This window comes from Daejeonella sp. (genome assembly GCF_017495225.1).
Taxonomy (GTDB): Bacteria; Bacteroidota; Bacteroidia; order Sphingobacteriales; family Sphingobacteriaceae; genus Daejeonella.
The window spans coordinates 50,747-68,911 of the sequence record NZ_JAFEIG010000031.1 but is presented as its reverse complement, the minus strand read 5'-3'; the positions used below and the strand labels follow the sequence as shown (position 1 = coordinate 68,911).

General features: G+C 36.9%; 14 protein-coding genes and 1 pseudogene. 5 read left to right on the top strand and 10 right to left on the bottom strand.

The window, feature by feature from the left end; translation table 11 throughout:
• Positions 1-144: 144 nt before the first annotated feature.
• From QZ136_RS11595 to rpmB, 9 genes are all read right to left on the bottom strand, one after another.
• Positions 145-2,865, bottom strand: a complete 2,721-nt coding sequence (locus QZ136_RS11595) for a carboxypeptidase regulatory-like domain-containing protein (RefSeq protein WP_291403690.1) — start codon at positions 2,863-2,865, stop codon at positions 145-147.
• Positions 2,866-2,946: 81 nt separating this feature from the next.
• Entirely contained in the window at positions 2,947-3,738 is a 792-nt protein-coding gene (locus tag QZ136_RS11590; RefSeq protein ID WP_291403688.1) for a DUF3050 domain-containing protein, read from the bottom strand.
• A gap of 204 nt (positions 3,739-3,942) precedes the next feature.
• The gene (locus QZ136_RS11585; protein ID WP_291403686.1) at positions 3,943-5,028 is read right to left on the bottom strand and encodes an Ldh family oxidoreductase; all 1,086 of its coding nucleotides are present in this window, start codon (positions 5,026-5,028) and stop codon (positions 3,943-3,945) included.
• A gap of 10 nt (positions 5,029-5,038) precedes the next feature.
• Positions 5,039-6,631, bottom strand: a complete 1,593-nt coding sequence (bshC, locus tag QZ136_RS11580; RefSeq protein ID WP_291403684.1) for a bacillithiol biosynthesis cysteine-adding enzyme BshC — start codon at positions 6,629-6,631, stop codon at positions 5,039-5,041.
• A 44-nt stretch (positions 6,632-6,675) separates the two neighbouring features.
• The gene (gene rimO, locus QZ136_RS11575; protein ID WP_291403682.1) at positions 6,676-8,010 is read right to left on the bottom strand and encodes a 30S ribosomal protein S12 methylthiotransferase RimO; all 1,335 of its coding nucleotides are present in this window, start codon (positions 8,008-8,010) and stop codon (positions 6,676-6,678) included.
• Between the two features lie 11 nt (positions 8,011-8,021).
• Positions 8,022-8,987, bottom strand: a complete 966-nt coding sequence (gene ftsY / locus QZ136_RS11570) for a signal recognition particle-docking protein FtsY (protein WP_291403681.1) — start codon at positions 8,985-8,987, stop codon at positions 8,022-8,024.
• A 111-nt stretch (positions 8,988-9,098) separates the two neighbouring features.
• Entirely contained in the window at positions 9,099-9,266 is a 168-nt protein-coding gene (locus QZ136_RS11565) for a DUF4295 domain-containing protein (RefSeq protein ID WP_291403679.1), read from the bottom strand.
• Positions 9,267-9,329: 63 nt separating this feature from the next.
• A complete protein-coding gene (gene rpmG, locus QZ136_RS11560) occupies positions 9,330-9,512 on the bottom strand; it encodes a 50S ribosomal protein L33 (RefSeq protein WP_079703649.1) in 183 nt (60 codons plus the stop codon).
• A gap of 101 nt (positions 9,513-9,613) precedes the next feature.
• Positions 9,614-9,847, bottom strand: coding sequence for a 50S ribosomal protein L28 (rpmB, locus tag QZ136_RS11555; RefSeq protein WP_291403673.1), 234 nt, complete (start codon positions 9,845-9,847; stop codon positions 9,614-9,616).
• Between the two features lie 227 nt (positions 9,848-10,074).
• Between rpmB and acs the strand changes: the two genes are divergently transcribed.
• Positions 10,075-11,988, top strand: a complete 1,914-nt coding sequence (gene acs / locus QZ136_RS11550) for an acetate--CoA ligase (protein WP_291403671.1) — start codon at positions 10,075-10,077, stop codon at positions 11,986-11,988.
• Positions 11,989-12,353: 365 nt separating this feature from the next.
• A pseudogene (locus tag QZ136_RS11545) lies at positions 12,354-12,536 on the top strand (CsbD family protein); the annotation flags it as partial.
• A gap of 202 nt (positions 12,537-12,738) precedes the next feature.
• Here the strand turns inward: QZ136_RS11545 and QZ136_RS11540 are convergent.
• Positions 12,739-13,746: a proline iminopeptidase-family hydrolase gene (locus tag QZ136_RS11540; RefSeq protein ID WP_291403669.1), complete on the bottom strand. Its 1,008-nt coding sequence runs from the start codon at positions 13,744-13,746 to the stop codon at positions 12,739-12,741.
• Between the two features lie 336 nt (positions 13,747-14,082).
• On the opposite strand from QZ136_RS11540, the gene surE reads away from it, so the two are divergent.
• The 3 genes from surE to QZ136_RS11525 all read left to right on the top strand — a co-directional run bounded on the left by surE (position 14,083) and on the right by QZ136_RS11525 (position 18,127).
• The gene (gene surE, locus QZ136_RS11535) at positions 14,083-14,850 is read left to right on the top strand and encodes a 5'/3'-nucleotidase SurE (protein ID WP_291403667.1); all 768 of its coding nucleotides are present in this window, start codon (positions 14,083-14,085) and stop codon (positions 14,848-14,850) included.
• A gap of 11 nt (positions 14,851-14,861) precedes the next feature.
• Positions 14,862-15,971: a lipid-A-disaccharide synthase gene (lpxB, locus tag QZ136_RS11530; protein WP_291403665.1), complete on the top strand. Its 1,110-nt coding sequence runs from the start codon at positions 14,862-14,864 to the stop codon at positions 15,969-15,971.
• A 473-nt stretch (positions 15,972-16,444) separates the two neighbouring features.
• Positions 16,445-18,127 carry a gliding motility-associated C-terminal domain-containing protein gene (locus QZ136_RS11525; RefSeq protein ID WP_291403663.1) on the top strand — a complete coding sequence of 561 codons (1,683 nt, stop codon included), beginning with the start codon at positions 16,445-16,447 and terminating at the stop codon, positions 18,125-18,127.
• Positions 18,128-18,165 lie beyond the last annotated feature (38 nt).

Genomic DNA, 18,165 nt, shown 5'->3' with positions numbered 1-18,165 from the left:
AGTAGTTTTTTAATAATTATAATAATATGGAGCTTGTAGCTTTACACTAAATAAAATTGGTTTTAATTCATTTAAAATGAATAGGAAAAACCTTGTTAAAAATATTCAAGTCGCGACGTATATGTAAGTGTAACGTCTTGTTAATTACTCCACCTTATACCGATAAATAAACCTCGATAAATTTCCTTCGATGTCTGTTCCTTCTACTACAGCTTTATAAGTTCCTTTATTATCGCTGTTATAAAACTCCATTGCCATTGTTCCATTTACATCGGTAAACACTCTAGGGTTCCAATACACAGTAGTTCTATAATCGGCGCCTTTGGTTTTGCTTTCTGCTGTCAAGTATTTCGGAATATAAAATTCTCTTTGTTTTAGATATCCCTGTGGTTTAAAAGTCAAAACATTGCTTGGTGGGAATAATTTTTTCAAATCTTCCGCTGAAATGGCTGTCCCCTTAACTGCTTTCTTTGTATTAATAACTAAAACTCCATTTGTATTATAGGTTCTGCTCACCAGACCGAGATCATCTTTCAAAAAGATTTCAACATTGTCAACTTCTGCCGTTTGCACATTGTTTAAATATGTGGTTTCTACGGGCATACCATTTAAGAATACCTGAACTGGGACTCTTAATCCGGAATTAAAAACTCGGGTCACATAGAAATTATTATCCGCAAAGGTAAGGCCCGTAGCCGTTGACTGTAAACAGCTTAAGAAAACGGTACATCCTTGAAAGCGATCCGCATTTATTAAATGATCTGGCATGGATGGTAAACCAGTTAATGCTGGGTGATCTGAATGGCTCGGCTTTTTAATGACTGTAGAGGTTACAACTACCTCTTGAAGCATTTGTGTTATCATACGATATTGTCTTTTACTATGATCTAGATAAGGCAAAAGCAGGCTATCAATATTTAATTTTTCTTCAGATTTATTTTTGTTCTTCGTAATTGCTGGGAATGCGGTACCATTTAACATAATCATCATGTTTTTGGCTGCATTTGAACTTCGTGCGCTGATGCTCGCTTCCATCGAATCTGGAATAGTTACATTTTCAAATTTAAACTCACCACGCACATTAGATTTAGTCTCGGCATAAAAACGGCTCTCTGGCACAACTAATTTCAAACTACCATTTGAAACGGGCATTCCATTTGAAGTTCTCAAGACTCCCGAAAATTCCATTCCCTGTTCTGGTAAAAATTCAATTATAGGTTCTTTACCTGCTAGAATATCCTTATAAGAAAATTTACGATAACCTTGAGTGAGCATTAAAAGGTCTAAATCAGCTGCTTTTTTCTCATTTATTTGGTGGAAATAATAATTAGGTTTTTCAATAAATCCTTGTAGCTCGGAGGAAATGAGGAATGAACTCAAAATGGAGCTTTCATCATCCTCATTACTAGGCACTTTGCTCTCATTGTAAACAGAAATAGAGAAATTGCCTTCAACGGGCAAATTTCTAGTCTTAGCCACTACATTCATTTTAACAGGCTGACGTATTCCATATATTTTTTTGTCGGATGTTAAGTTTAAACTCGAAACATTAGAATGCTTCACAAATGCGAGTCGCTCGGCTAATGGCTCTCCTTTTGTGTTAAAGACAGTAATTTGGATAATTCCATCTGGAAATTTACTTTTTGGAATAGCTGCACCAATAGTTGTGGTGTTTAAGGCTGCCTGTGCTGCAAAAGTAATGACACCCTTGCTACGAGCTACCAAATAGTAATTCTTGTCCTGATGGGCATTAAAATAGGCCTGGTTGGCACTTATTTGCACCATGATATTGGCAGGAGTGGTAGAAAGCACCGAAATAGTGATTCCCGACTTCTTTGCGGTGGGTAGCGGAATCGTCTTTTTTATGCCATTGGCGAAGCTCAGATTGGCGCTGTAAGTTTTTCCGCTTTCTGGCAATAAGGTGAAGCTCCCCATACCTAAGTGTTGAGATTCAATTTTGCTAATTATTTTTCCAGTATTATCTACAACATCTCCTTTAACAGCAATTCCCAAGCCTTTTTCTTGGATAGCTTTAAAGGCAATTTTAGTGTTAAGATTTTCAATTAAATCACCTCCCTCAGGGAAAAACTGTAAATCTGCATCCGCAAAGGCGTTTTTTAATGGGAAAGTGGAGGTAATTAAGCGACTCACATCTGCTTCAAGGCTAGTTTCAAGAATAGCTGTATCTAAAGCAGCTTTCTGACTAGCACTCAATTTTAAAGCTAATTTACCCATGGCATCAGTCGTTTCACGGCCACGCGCAATGGTTTCAAATTTGGATATTAACTGCCAATTTACCTTTTTGTTAGCATAGGCGTTACCATCAGGGTCTTGGAATTTAATGCTCGCATTTATGCTGGGATTATTCGTTGGATTTTCTCCTTTTAATGTAATGTTGGTTATGATTTTCCGATTTATGGCATCCCCAATAGGGATATTTTTAGAAAAATATAAATCTTCACTAAAATTTATCATCCAATAGGTATAAGCTCGTATTCTGTAATTTCCTGATTTATAAGCTAATGGATCGAGGGTAATGCTCCCATATGCCGAAGTATTCACAATTGGAAGCTTCATAGCTCGTACAAGAGTATCGTTCTCTGAAATTAGATCTACATACAAAACCTTGCTTAAATCGGAGGGTTGATCTTGCCCTAATGCCACATAAGCCTTGAACCAAATGGTATCTCCAACAGCATAATAGGGTTTATCAAAATGAAGGTAAACCTTCTCGAAAGGATAATCCTCAACAACTTTTTGAGATTTTTCAATTAATTTATTGAGGCTAAGGGTATCTTGAGCAACAGCAAATAGAGATTGAAAAAGAATAAAAACAGTGAGAAATAAAAATCTTGATAAGTTCATTTGTATTTAATATTAGAATATAACGCTAATATATATCAAATGATCTTTTTATCACATATTACAGCACTAATTAAATATTTCTTATGCTGATTGTACCTTTTTTCTTTCCAATAATTGATTGTAAACACCATCCCAAAGATCAATTCTCTTTTGTAATGATTCAATTGTCGCTTCTTCGGCTTCCTTCCAAAATTGCTCATCCGCTTCGCATAGGTTTGCGGTCATTTGTAATGCAAGGTGACTGTGGTGATCGCCATCTACTTCAATATGTCTCTCTAAATAGTATTTAAAAGTGGAAATGCTATCTGGGAAGTTATTATGAATATCGTTTACCAAGGAAATAAACATGCCTGGAATTAGATCTTCGCGGCCAAAAGTAAAAATTGCGGACTGTAAATAAGCTTTTTTGCTATTGATGATTTTGAAGGTAAAATCGACGAATTTTTGTGCTTCAATTGGTGTATTTGATACTGAATAGGCAGCTTTGAAATCGCCACTACGCTGTAATTCTTCTACAAACTTCTCAATGGCCGAAGTATCAGCACCACATTGATGCATAGCATCGAGGTAAAGCTCAAAATGGCTCTTGCGAACGCCAAAATTATCTACATCCGATTCTTCACCTACTACAATCTCGTTAATTAGGTTTCTAGTTTCTGCAGAGCCTATTGGAAACCATGGCACCGAAGTACAGGTTAGGTTATTTTGAAGGGTTTTTAAAAGAGACATGAAATCCCAAACCGCATAAATATGGTAGTTCATGAATATTTTTAAGTCCTCAAGGTCATTAATCATCGAATAAACTTTATGATTAACTATTTGATTTCTTAAAGGTTCTATAACCACATTAATTCTTTCGATTTGCTTATTCATGGTAGGTAGATTTTTGCGAATTTTTGTTCAATTCTATTTTAAATGCAAGTATCAGAAATTGTTTTTCTTCATTTGGGATGAATTTCAAATGGGACAAAAAAATGACAATTTCTTTAATCTTATTGATATAAATCGATAAAAAATATCGTCAATCGATAAAATTTATCGATTTGCATTTGCAAAAAATAAGGCTATGTTTTGGAATTAAATTAGCTTTGCGACACCTAATTTCTCAGCAACTTCATTTAAATCTTTGCAAACATCATTAATGAGAGGAATACCATTTAGTTTTCTTTCTTTTTCGGCTTCAATTTCAGGTTGTCCGGGGATGATCACTTTTTGGTCTGGATGTATAGTTTTTGCATTGCTAAATCGTTCAATCCAATTATCTAGGTGAGATTTAAATTCATCTACTGGTCTGAATCCATCTACACGCATAGCACCTAAAAAATGGCCAATTCCTTTTCCAACAGGATTGCTTGATGGTTCCATAAATGCTACGAATGGGGGCACCCACGGACCGTAATTTGCGCCTGAAAGTACTGCTGAAAGGATATCTACGGTTGCGCTTAATCCGAAACCTTTATGGCTTCCATGATCTCTGTCGCTACCCAAGGGAAGGAGTGCCCCTCCTTTTTTCAATTCATGCGGGTCGGTTGAAGGATTCCCATTAGCATCTTGAATCCATCCATCAGGCACTGCTTTATTCATGCGCTGTGCAATTTCTAGCTTGCCATTTGCTGCTGCCGAGGTGGCCATATCCACAATTACTGGTGGGTATTTTCCTGCGGGGAAAGCATAGCACATGGGGTTGGTGCCGAGCAATCGCTCGTTAGCGAAGGTTGGGGCTACTAGCGGACTAGCATTGGTCATAGCGAAACCAATCATGTCTTTTTCAACCGCCATCATGGTATGATAGCCTGCAATGCCAAAATGATTCGAATTTCTTACTGAAACCCATCCAGATCCGCATTTTTCGGCTTTTTCGATTGCTACCTTCATAGCAAAGGGTGCAACAACTAAACCTAGGCCTGAATCTCCATCAACTGTGGCTGTGCTAGGCGTTTCATGAACAATTTTAATGTCGGGTTTGGCATTGATGCGGCCCTTTTCCCATAAACGTACATAGCCGGTTAATCGGGCAACACCATGAGAGTCGATTCCACGTAAATCGGATTTTATGAGTACATCAGTAGCTAATGCAGCATGCTCTTCCGAACAACCCATTTTTATAAAAACTGATTTAGTAAATTCTCGTAAATTGCTCTCTGTAAAGGTGTTATAAGTCATTGTTATTGTTCTACTCCTCTAAAATCGTAAACTTAAGATCTAAAGGTTTAAAGTTTTCAATTAATGCTTTTATGAAGTCCTTCCCATGTTTAACATAAAATAGACCGAAATTTTCTCTTCGTTCTTGGAGACCTCCATTGGGGAATAATTTCGTCTTTATCGATTCAATCTGTGAAAGTGCATCTGAAAAGTTTTTCTTTTCTGCTTTCATGAGTTTAGCTTCCAGATTTTTAATGGCATGGTGCAGCCTAGCTTTTACGGCTTCGGTACTGGGACTTAAACTTGGGTCGATTTTATGGCTACGTAATTTGATTTTTTCAAATATGGAACTTAGCTCATGCCACTCATCTTGGAGGTTTAGGCTATGCGTGCTATGATTTAAAACCCATTCCTTTTTTAATAATTCCAGTTTTTTGAAAATATCTTTAGTGTTGATATTGAGGCGGTTAAGTTTAGTTTCTAAGTTTAGGGGACTAAACATTGCCGAGTTTCTTAATAGTAAAACTGGGAATTGTACGCCGTAATGATCAAAATTTTGCTTGAGCTGTAGCCAGTAAATAATTTCGGCACCACCCCCGATATAGGCTAAATTAGGTAGGATGATTTCCTGATAAAGAGGGCGCATCACTACATTGGGACTAAAACGTTCGGGTTGTTCAGCAATTTCTTGTTTTAATTGTTCTTCGCTGAAGCTGATGTCTGTGTTTAGGACTGAATATGTATCATTTTCAAAAACGATACGTTCTCTCAATCCGTCTTTCAAGTAGAAAAAATTTATTTCTCTGGGATTTACCTGAGCGTCAATGCCTTTCTCTGCTAAAGACTGATTGGCTTCTGTAATATTCTTGAAGCTGTTTTGCTCAATAATATCTTTGCTGATGATCGATGAAAATTGACTTTTTAAACGTCTATCATCGGCATCTAGAATAATGAGACCGTATTCCTCAAAAAGTGCATTAACAAGAAATCTGGTGGCATCCGACAAGTTTGAGTGTTCTGTATAGGCCTTTTGGATGAGATTACTAAGCGTTTCTGCATTTTCAGAAATTCCTAAAACTTGTAGATATTCTTTGCAAATTTTCTCAATTCCCGCTGTTTTGATTCTTCCGGTGGCACCGGATGTATCATGATCCCAACTGATTTTTTTGCCTGCAATATAGGTATGATTTATTTCGGCAAAATCATGGTCTTCGGTGGCCATCCAATAAACGGGAACAAAATTTTTATCCGGAAAATTGGCTTTAAGCTCCTTTGCAAGGTTTATTGCAGTTACAATTTTGAAAATAAAGTAAAGCGGACCTGTGAAGAGGTTAAGTTGATGGCCCGTGCAAACGGTGAATGTATTGTCTTTTTCTAATAATTGGATGTTCGCTTCAACACTTGAATGTAAAGGCGATTTAATATTTGAATATTGATTTTGCAGGACATCTACGAGGATTGCTCTGTTGGCGCTTACTTTTTTATGCGCAATTAGATTCTTAAAACCCTCAATTGTAGGATTTTCTGAGTAGAAAGGCGCTAATTGAGGATCATTCGCTAGGAGGCGAATTAGTCCCTCTGAAAAGCTCTGAGTTTCACTATAATCTATGTAAGTCGCCTTCATTTTCAACGAAAATAACGCAATTTAATTAATTGCGGAGAACAGATCTATATTTTGACAATTTGACCATAGAGATCGAAATCCTCGGCACGGTCAATTTTTACATTTACGAAAGTCCCGGGACTTGCATAACTTATTCTAGCATCGATTAAAACCTCATTATCTACCTCAGGCGAATCAAATTCGGTACGTCCGACTAAGTAATTATCTTCTTTTTTATCCAATAGGACTTTAAAAGTTTTGCCGACTTTATCCTGATTGATGTCGAATGAAATTTCCTGTTGAACATTCATGATTTCCTCCACACGTTCTTGCTTTACTTCTTCAGGAACATCATCATTAAGGAGATGGGCATGCGTTTTTTCTTCATGCGAGTAGGTAAAGCAACCTAAGCGGTCAAAGCGGCTTTCACTTACCCACTCTTTCATTTCTTGGAAATCTTTTTCCGTTTCGCCGGGATATCCACAAATTAGCGTAGTTCGCAAAGCGATATTTGGAACTTTATCACGAATGGAGTTTACTAAATCGATTGTTTTTTGGCGTGTAATTCCGCGGCGCATGGAGCTCAACATATTATCGCTGATATGCTGGAGTGGCATATCAAGGTAATTACAGATGTTTGAGCGTTCGTTCATCACATCCAAAATGTCCATTGGGAAACCAGATGGATAGGCATATTGTAAGCGAATCCATTCGATGCCATCTACATCGGATAAATTACGCATTAAATCTGCCAAGTTTCTTTTATTATAAAGGTCTAAACCATAATAAGTTAGATCTTGAGCGATAAGTATTAATTCTTTTGTGCCATTTTTTGCAAGAAATTTCGCTTCCTTCACCAGTTCGTCGATTGGCTTAGAAACGTGCTTTCCACGCATTAAAGGAATTGCGCAGAAGGAGCAAGGTCTATTACAACCTTCAGCAATTTTAAAATATGAAAAGTGCGAAGGAGTAGTTAATAAACGTTCGCCTACTAATTCATGTTTATAATCAGCACCAATTGAGCTTAACAGATTTTGGAGGTCATTGGTTCCGAAAAAGGAGTCTACATTTTTAATTTCAGCTTCTAGTTCAGGCTTATAACGTTCAGATAAACAACCAGTTACTATTACTTTGCCAACTTTTCCTTGATCTTTTAGTTCGCTATATTGTAGGATGGTATCGATAGATTCTTGCTTGGCATTATCTATAAATCCGCAGGTATTAATAACAATAATATCGTCTTTATGCAGCTTTTGGTCTTCATGTACCACATCCATTTGGTTGCCGCGTAATTGGCCCATTAGGACTTCCGAATCGTGAATATTTTTGGAGCAACCGAGGGTAATTACATTTACTCTAGGCTGCACTTTATTAATCTCTTTGCTAATCTTGGTCTTCATGTTGCTTTTGCCTAGCTTTTAAATAGAGAGTCTACGAACTCTTTTTTATTAAATAGTTGAAGGTGTTCGATACCTTCACCCACACCGATATATTTCACTGGAATTTTAAACTGATCGGATATTCCGATTACGACACCACCTTTGGCGGTACCATCTAATTTGGTCAATGCTAAGGCATTAACTTCCGTTGCTTGCGTAAATTGTTTACACTGTTCAATGGCATTTTGGCCGGTTGAAGCATCTAAAACAAGGAGAATTTCATGAGGAGCGCCAGGTACAACCTTTTGCATAACCTGTTTTATTTTGGTTAGCTCGTTCATCAAGGCAATTTTATTGTGTAGTCGGCCGGCAGTATCAATAATTGCAACATCATCGCCATTTGCTACTGCCGATTGTAGGGTATCGAAAGCAACAGATGCAGGATCAGATCCCATAGGCTGCGCTACGATACGTACTTGCACACGTTCGGCCCATAGCTTTAGTTGATCAACGGCAGCGGCTCTAAAAGTATCGGCAGCACCTAAAACAACTTTATTGCCAGCAGCTTTAAGTTTATGCGCTAATTTGCCAATGGTAGTCGTTTTTCCGACACCATTAACCCCTACAACCATGATTACATATGGTTTATGATTACCATATTCAAAATTGCGGAAGTCGTTACTATTATTTTCGGCTAAGAGATTTTGAATTTCTGAGCGCAGTAATTCATGAAGTTCGGAGGTATTGATATACTTATCCTGAGCTACACGTGCTTGGAGGCGCTCAATAATTTTAAGGGTAGTTTGTACGCCAACGTCAGAATTGACCAAGATTTCTTCGAGTTCATCAAGCACATCATCATCAACGCTTGATTTTCCGACAACAGCTTTGGTGATTTTGGAAAATAAGTTCTCCTTAGTTTTTTCTAAGGTTTTATCCAGCTCTACCTGCTCTTCAATGTTGCTTTCTTTCTTTTTGAAAAAGTCAAATAATCCCATGGCTCTGAATTTTTTAAACCCACTGATGTGGGGAAAAAGTATAAGTATTGTAATGAAAAAAGCCCCCCAACGATTAGACGCGGGCGGCTTCCTTCAAATAAAAATAGCTATTTATTTTGAGGTGTTAATTCCAGCAATAGCGTCTTTTACGTGATCGTTGTGAACGATAGTTTCTTTGAATGAATAAGCACCAGACTTAGGTGATTTAGTCATTGTAATAACTTTTGAATATTCTTTACCAGCACCTGTCTTCAGGGTTGCAACTACTTTCTTTGCCATTTCTGTATATTTTTTAGGATTATTGTTTTATAGGATTTTAAAATATCCCTTATTCAATAAATATTACTTAATTTCTTTGTGAACAGTCACTTTTCTTAACACCGGATTGAATTTCTTCAATTCTAGACGCTCAGTTGTGTTCTTCTTGTTTTTAGTTGTTACGTAACGAGACATTCCAGCCATGCCACTTTCTTTGTGCTCGGTACATTCTAAAATAACCTGAACTCTATTACCTTTCTTAGCCATTGTATTATTTTTTACGTTGTATATTTATTTGTTAGCAGGAAAAGCAGAAATGATTTTGTTAATAATTAAACAAATATTTTGCTTTTATCTAGCTTAAACGACTATATATACCCTTTTTTAACGAATTTATTAATTACAGCAGTGATGCCGTTTTTACTGATGGTTTTGATCGCTGAAGTAGAAACCTTCAAGGTAATCCATCTGTCTTCTTCAGGAATGTAAAACTTTTTTACATGAAGGTTAGGATAAAATTTACGCTTAGTTTTTACGTTTGAATTGGAAACGTTAAAACCGTTCATTGCCATTTTTCCTGTTAAATCACAAATTCTCGACATGACTATATGTGTATCTTAATTTTTAAATCAATTCTCTAAAGAGTTTGCAAATATCGGGAGAAAAAATCAGATACGCAATACTTTATCAATAATTTTAGACTTTCTCTGAAAATGAGCACTTAGTTTAGCTTTTTGTGTAATTTTTTTGACTCTAAATTAGGCTAGAAGCTCTCAAAATGATATTATTGTATATTAAAAATATTAAAAATTATTGAACAAAAATAAAAATGGATCTCCGAATTAATTCTTTTGACGATTACAAACGCATTTATGATTATAGTGTAGCTGAGCCCGAAAATTTTTGGGCATCGGTAGCCGACACGTTTTATTGGCAAAAAAAGTGGGATAGTGTACTAGATTGGAACTTTACTGAACCCAATGTAAAATGGTTTAGTGGGGCAAAGTTAAATATCACTGAGAACTGCCTTGATCGTCATTTAGCTAATGACGCTGATAAAACAGCGATGATTTGGGAGCCCAATGATCCGGAAGAACATTATCGATCTTTTACGTATAAAGAGCTTCATTTTAAAGTTGTACAATTTGCAAATGCGCTAAAAAATAATGGAGCTAAAAAAGGAGATAGAATCTGTATTTATATGCCAATGGTTCCAGAATTGGCTATTGCTGTATTAGCTTGCGCCCGTATTGGTGCCATACATTCTGTGGTATTTGGTGGTTTTTCGGCCCAGTCTATTGCCGATAGAATAAACGATGCTCAATGTAATTTGGTTATTACTGCCGATGGCGGATTTAGAGGAAATAAAGATATCCCATTAAAAAATATTATAGATGATGCCATTGTACAGTGCTCTTCTGTAGATAGAATTATTGTTTTAACACGTACTCGTACACCTGTATCCATGATTAAAGGTCGCGATGTGTGGTGGGAAGATGAGATTAAAAAGGTGGAAACACAAGGAAATCCTGATTGCCCGGCAGAGCCAATGGATGCAGAAGATCCTTTATTTATTTTATATACATCGGGTTCAACCGGAAAGCCTAAAGGGGTGGTTCATACCTGCGGTGGTTATATGGTTTATACAGGTTATACTTTTAGAACAGTATTTCAATATCAGCCTGGCGAGATTCATTTTTGTACTGCCGATATTGGTTGGATTACTGGTCATTCATACATTGTTTACGGTCCCCTTTCACAAGGTGCAACCACTTTAATGTTTGAGGGTGTACCTACCTGGCCTGATGCAGGTCGTTTTTGGGAGATTGTAGATAAATACAAAGTAAATATCCTTTATACCGCACCAACGGCTATACGCTCCTTGATGAGCTTTGGTGATGAGCCTTTAAAGGGAAAGGATTTGAGCTCTTTAACAAAATTAGGATCGGTAGGTGAGCCAATTAATGAAGAAGCTTGGCACTGGTACAATGATAAAATTGGAAAAGGTAAATGTCCGATAGTAGATACTTGGTGGCAGACCGAGAATAGTGGAATTTTAATTTCTCCGATTGCAGGTATTACACCTACAAAACCAGGTTATGCAACATTGCCACTTCCAGGAGTTCAACCTTGTTTAGTTGACGAAACAGGTGCAGAACTACAGGGAAATGGAGTTAGTGGAAATTTATGTATAAAATTCCCATGGCCTGGAATTATTCGTACTACTTATGGCGATCATGAGCGTTGCCGCCTGACCTATTTCTCTACCTATCAAAATATGTATTTTACGGGTGATGGCTGTCTGAGAGATGAGGATGGATATTATCGTATTACTGGTCGTGTAGATGATGTAATTAATGTTTCAGGGCATAGAATTGGAACTGCAGAGGTCGAAAATGCGATTAATATGCATGCTGATGTGGTAGAAAGTGCGGTTGTAGGCTACCCACATGATATTAAAGGGCAAGGAATTTATGCTTATGTAATTTTGGGATCTTCCACACATGATCATGACTTAACTAGAAAAGACATACTTCAGACGGTTGCTCGTATCATTGGAGCAATTGCAAAACCTGATAAGATCCAATTTGTATCAGGATTACCAAAAACTCGCTCGGGTAAGATTATGAGACGGATTTTGAGGAAAATTGCTGAAGGGGATGTTTCAAACCTTGGCGATACTTCAACATTATTAGATCCTAATGTGGTTGAAGAGATTAAGGTTGGAGCTTCGAGTTTGTAAGTATTTTAATTGATTTAAAAGCCCTGCTGAGATGATTGGCGGGGCTTTTTTTTTGTCAGTTATCGGTTATCAGTTGTCAGGCTTGCGACATCTGAGTTAGTATTTAGTACTTAGTGCAAAGTATTTAGATGTGAGATAAATCCATCTGACCTTACTCTTTGTTCCTTATTCCTTGCTCGGTTTTAGTATTTGGATATGAGATGTGAGATATGAGATGTGAGACCTGAGATGTGAGAATTGAGATACATCCATCTGTCCTTACTCTTTGTTCCTTATTCCTTACTCTTTGCTCCTTATTCCCATTCCCATTAAAACCTTATTCTTTATAATTTGTTATTTCATAACATTTAAACACATATATTATGATAGATAAATTAGAGATAAAAGGAAACTGGAATGTTTTAAAAGGCAAGATTAAACAAACTTATGCCGACCTTACGGATGATGATTTAAAGTATGTAGAGGGCAAAGAAGATGAGCTCTATGGTCGTTTACAGAAGAAAACTGGTAAATCGCGACAAGAGTTAATCGAATGGATTAACAGCTTAGATTTTTTTGTTTTAAGGGAATTGATTTCTAAGGCAAGTGGTACGCTGAGAACATCAATCATAGCACCAATTAAAGGTAATTTTTGCGTCTCTGGGTCTTAGCGAGAATTTATTTTTTGTGTCTCGCTAAGACGCAGAGAAATAGGTCGAGGGCAATTGATAGAATTGCTGGTGCAGATAAATCTGACCACAGAAAAACCTTCTATTTACCAGAATTAACCTTATTAATAAAAGAAATTACACCGTCCATGTAAATTTTTTGATCATCCCACATAGCGAGATGGCTACCGTTTGGACAGTAAAGGTAGGACCCGTTTTGCACCAATTTGCTTTGTTCTTCCATTGCTTTCGGATCCATTGTATCATATTTAGCACCAATCATTAGAGTTGGAACGGCAATTTCCTTTAATCTATTTTTAATATCCCATTTCTCTAATAGTCCGCTAATTCCAAATTCACTCGGGCCCTGCATTTGAACATAAATCGAGTTATTACCATGTTTAAATGAACGATTAACGGCATCAGGCCACTCTTTCAAACGACAAATGTGTTTGTTATAAAAGTTTGGAACTAGTAATTCCATATAACGGGGATTACTAAAATCTTTTTTTGCTTCGATGGCTCTAATTTCTGCTAAAACCTCTGGATTCATTTGCTTCGCTAACACTTCAGCGGCATATTTTCCATATTCAGGTGCGCTTGCAACCATGTTTGATACCAAAAGACCTTTCATGTTTTTTTGATATTTCAATGCATATTCCATTCCTAAAATACCACCCCAAGAATTACCTAAGATGTAAAAATTAGACTCGTCAGCACCAATAGCTTTTCGTACTTGCTCAACTTCCTCCACAAAACGATCAATTTTCCAGAGTGTGGTATCTTTAGGTTGGTCACTATAATAGGAACCTAATTGATCATACTCATAAAATTCGTATCCTTCCCTTTGGAAGAAGGTTTGAAAGCACTCCATATATTCATGCGTCATTGCTGGGCCGCCATGAAGTAAAAGGATTTTAATTTTAGGATTATTCCCAAAACGTTTTGTCCAGACCTTGAACGTCCCAGATGGAGTTTGAATAGGAATCATTTTTACCCCAGCAGTTTCTATACTATCTGAGTAGGTAAAATAATTTTTTAGCGTCTCTACTTTTTGTGTACAGGCATTCAGTGTTAGAATAACAAGACATAATAAAATTGATTTTTTCATGAAATGGTGGTTTTTATTGGTGAATTTGGCATATGACGATATTTTCAACTGAATTTGATTAATTCTAATTCAATTTAATGTTAATCTAAAATAGATAAATAATTTATAATTGAATCTATGGCCTTTTTTTAAGTCCTGGTTTTATTTAATTGTATATAATTTTATGTTGGGACAGGTTGCGACCTGTCCTTTATATTTTAGATATGTTTTTGTTTGTGGAGCGGACAGGTCGCGACCTTGTTCTTTCTATTTTAGACATGTTGTTTTTTTAGGCGGACAGGTCGCGACCTGTCCCTACATCCGATCATTTCAATTTTCTTTCGTATTTTCGTCCAAATGAAAAAAACGATGCCAACTATCTTGGTGGTGAATGATGATGGAATCACTGCGCCAGGAATAAAAGTCTTAATAGAAGTGATGCAAAGCATTGGTCATGTGGTGGTTGTAGCACCTGATGGTCCGCAATCTGGTATGGGACATGCTATAACCATCGGCAAACCATTGCGACTTGATAAGGTAGATTTATATGAAGGGCTCGAGATGTATAAATGCTCAGGCACACCTGTAGATTGCGTAAAGCTTGCTGTAAACAAAATCTTTAAAGGTAAAAAGCCCGATTTATGCGTATCTGGGATTAACCATGGATTAAACAATTCGATAAATGTATTGTATTCTGGAACCATGTCGGCGGCTGTTGAAGGGGCCATCGAAGGTATTCCATCGATTGGTTTTTCATTGGATGATTTTTCAAACGAGGCCGATTTTAGTCACACCCGAAAATATATTGAAATGATTACCAAACAAGTTTTGGCTAATCATCTTCCTATCGGAACACTTTTAAATGTAAATTTCCCAAGAGGGGCCAATTTGAAGGGTATTAAAATCTGCCGACAAGCAAATGCGAAGTGGGCGGAGGAGTTTGATGAGCGAACAGATCCCAACAGAAGAAAATATTATTGGCTAACGGGTGTTTTCCAGAATAATGATCATGGTGAAGATACGGATGTATGGGCATTGGATAATCATTATGTGTCGATTGTTCCTGTACAGTTTGATATGACTGCCCACCATGCCATTCCGATTTTAAATACTTGGGATTTTTAATTAGACATTCTATGAATTATTACCTTATTGCCGGTGAAGCTTCGGGAGATCTGCATGGGTCAAACCTGATGAAGGCTTTAAAGCAGCATGATGCACAAGCCACTTTTAATTTTTTTGGTGGCGATTTGATGAAGGCAGAGGGTGGAAACCTTCAAAAGCACTATTCAGAAATGGCATTTATGGGCTTTATTGAGGTAATAGCCAATTTGGGTACTGTTTTGAGAAATATCAAAATGGCCAAGCAGGATATTTTAGATAAAAAACCTGATGTGCTCATTTTAATTGATTTTCCTGGATTTAACCTAAAAATTGCAGATTTCGCTAAAAAGCAAGGCATACCCGTTTTTTATTATATCTCACCTAAGGTATGGGCATGGAATCAAAAGCGGGTGCTAAAAATAAAAAAGATTGTCGACCGTATGTTTTGTATTCTTCCTTTTGAGGTTGATTTTTATAAATCATGGGGAATGGAGGTAGATTATATAGGAAATCCTATACTCGATGCTATCGCCATGAATCGGTCGGACGCTCATTTTAAATCCAAACATGCTTTAGATGATAGGCCATTAGTTGCGTTCCTTCCTGGAAGCAGAAGGCAGGAGTTGGAACGTGTTTTACCAGAGATGATGAAGGCAGTTGATCGTTTTCCCGAATTTCAATTTGCAATTGCAGGGGCGCCCTCCTTCACTGAAAAGGATTATCATAAATACTTAGCACATCATTCTATACCTATTATATTTAATGATACCTATAATTTAGTATTAAATGCAGCGGCTGCGGTGGTTACATCGGGGACAGCCACATTGGAAACTGCATTGTTAAAAACCCCTCAGGTAGTTGTTTATAAGGGGAATGCTGTATCTATAGGTATTGCCCGTATGTTGGTTAACATAAAATACATATCGCTAGTCAATTTAGTGATGGATAGTCGAGTAGTTAAAGAACTCATTCAAGAAGATTGCTCAGGTGATAAGATTAGCGCTGAAATTGATTTGATGATCAATGATCAGGCTTATAGGGTAGCTATGTTAGAGAACTATGAGAAACTGGCCTTGAGAATGGGTAGCGCAGGAGCTTCAGAGCGTGCCGCAGAATTAATGATTGGCTATTTAAAATCTTAATTCACCAATTACCGAAAAATTTCTCTTTAATAAAACCTTTTAAATTCTTAGGTGTTTTTATCATAGGATAGCTTAGATTTTCATCCAAAACGAGGAATTATTTTTTTGACTTTGGATTAGAATAAAACAGAAAGAAATTATTTTTTTTGTTTTTTGAGATGATTTTATCATCCAAGAAGTGTTCTGTGGACATTTTTTTTGAAATTTCAGGATCTAATTTTTGCTTTTATTTATTTTTTTTATTTAAAGTTAAATTATCTTTCTAGAGGAAAAAGCCCTTTTATTGTCATTTTGGACTCGATTTTACAATGGGAATGTTTGTTGTTGTTATGTTGTTCGGTTTATTTTATTAATATTTTAACTATTTAATTAAATTTTTGTTGCATTTAGAAAATTTTTGTATATTAAGGTATTGAAAAAGCAGATGAATTTTAGACGATACGACACAGAGATGTGTTTTAATAAGAATCCTTATGTTCCGGAGCTTGGCACTTATGTTTTTACTTGTTTTTGCACTTATCCAAGTGCGAGCACAAGTCATTACAGCTTGTCCGGAAAACATTGGATTTGAATCTGGAACCTTTGCCAATTGGGAATGTTATAAAGGGTTACTACCTCAAACAGGTGAGAAGTCGGCTCTTCCAAGTGATCAAAATAAAATTTCTGTTAGTCCTACAAAGCCTATTCCCGGTTTACATACTTTAATAAAAAATACTGGCCAAAAGGATCCATACGGAAATTTCCCATTAAAGTCGCCAAATGGCAGCAGCAACATTGTCCGTTTAGGAAATGATTTAACAGGCAGGGGAGTAGATCGCATCAGTTATACTATAAAGGTACCAGCAGATGTAGAGTTTTATTCTATCACTTTTAATTATGCTGTTGTTTTTCAGAATCCTGATCATAAACATGAGGAGCAACCAAGGTTTACTGCTCGTGTTTTCGATGTTGCCACTGAAAGTTCAACAGATTGTGGTTCATTTGAGTTTGTTGCTAGTGGTGGTTTGCCTGGTTTTCTTGCTTCAACGAAAGATCGAACAGTATTGTATAAGCCATGGGCTCCAGTTTTGGTAAACCTTTCCAGTTATTTAGGGAAAACAATACGTTTAGAATTTACGGTTAGTGATTGTTCTCGTGGGGGGCATTTTGGTTATGCATACGTAGATTTCAATGAGGATTGTTCTGCCCCATTATCTGGGAATTTGACTTGTACGAGCAAGAATACGGTTACATTAAAGGCACTACCAGGATTTGCTTCTTACCGTTGGTTTGATGCAGCACGAAATATTGATCTTGGGACTTCCGAAACATTGAAGATGACGCCAGCGCCGGCGGTTGGGACTAAAATAGGAATTGAGATGGTACCTTACCCTGGTTTGGGTTGTACTCAAATATTATATACTACAATTCAAGATGCTGTAATGACCATTCGTAACCCTTTGGCGCGATGTACATCAGTAGATCTTACAGACCCGGCTTTAAGGGAAGGAAATAGCTCTGATTTAAGCTATAGCTATTGGAAGGATAGTCAGGCTACTATACCATTATTAAATCCCGAGGCGGTTTCAAAGAGTGGCACCTATTATGTTAAGGGTTTGAGTTCATCAGGTTGTTCTATTGTTTTACCTACTCAGGTGAGCATTATTGAACTCCCAAATGTTCAGTTAGATTTAAACTTTAGAGCAAATTACCCTGGCACGGTTGATTTAACGACACGAAAAATTCCTTTTTTAGATGTGGCATATAGCTATTGGTTGGATGCAGCAGCAACAATTCAGCTGAAAGAACCAGAGCGTATAAGTCGCCCAGGAACCTATTACATCAAGCTAAGCAGTGAAAACGGCTGTACAAAGGTGTTAGAGGCAAGGGTAGAAATATTTACCTCGGAACTTGCTGTACCCACTGTATTTACACCAAACGGGGATCAGATAAATGATTTATTTACAATTTTTATTAATGATGAGATAAAAGTTAGTGAGTTTAGGATTTTTAACCGATGGGGTGAAGTAGTTTATTTAACCCGAGATATTACTAATTATTGGAATGGATTTAGGGCGAATACGGAGGTGCCTAGTGGAGTTTATTATTGGGTATTGAAGGGGATGGTAAATTCGAAGCCCTATTCAAATTCCGGAAATGTAATGCTGATTAGATAAGAAAACCCATGAAATCTCAATGAAGATTTCATGGGTTA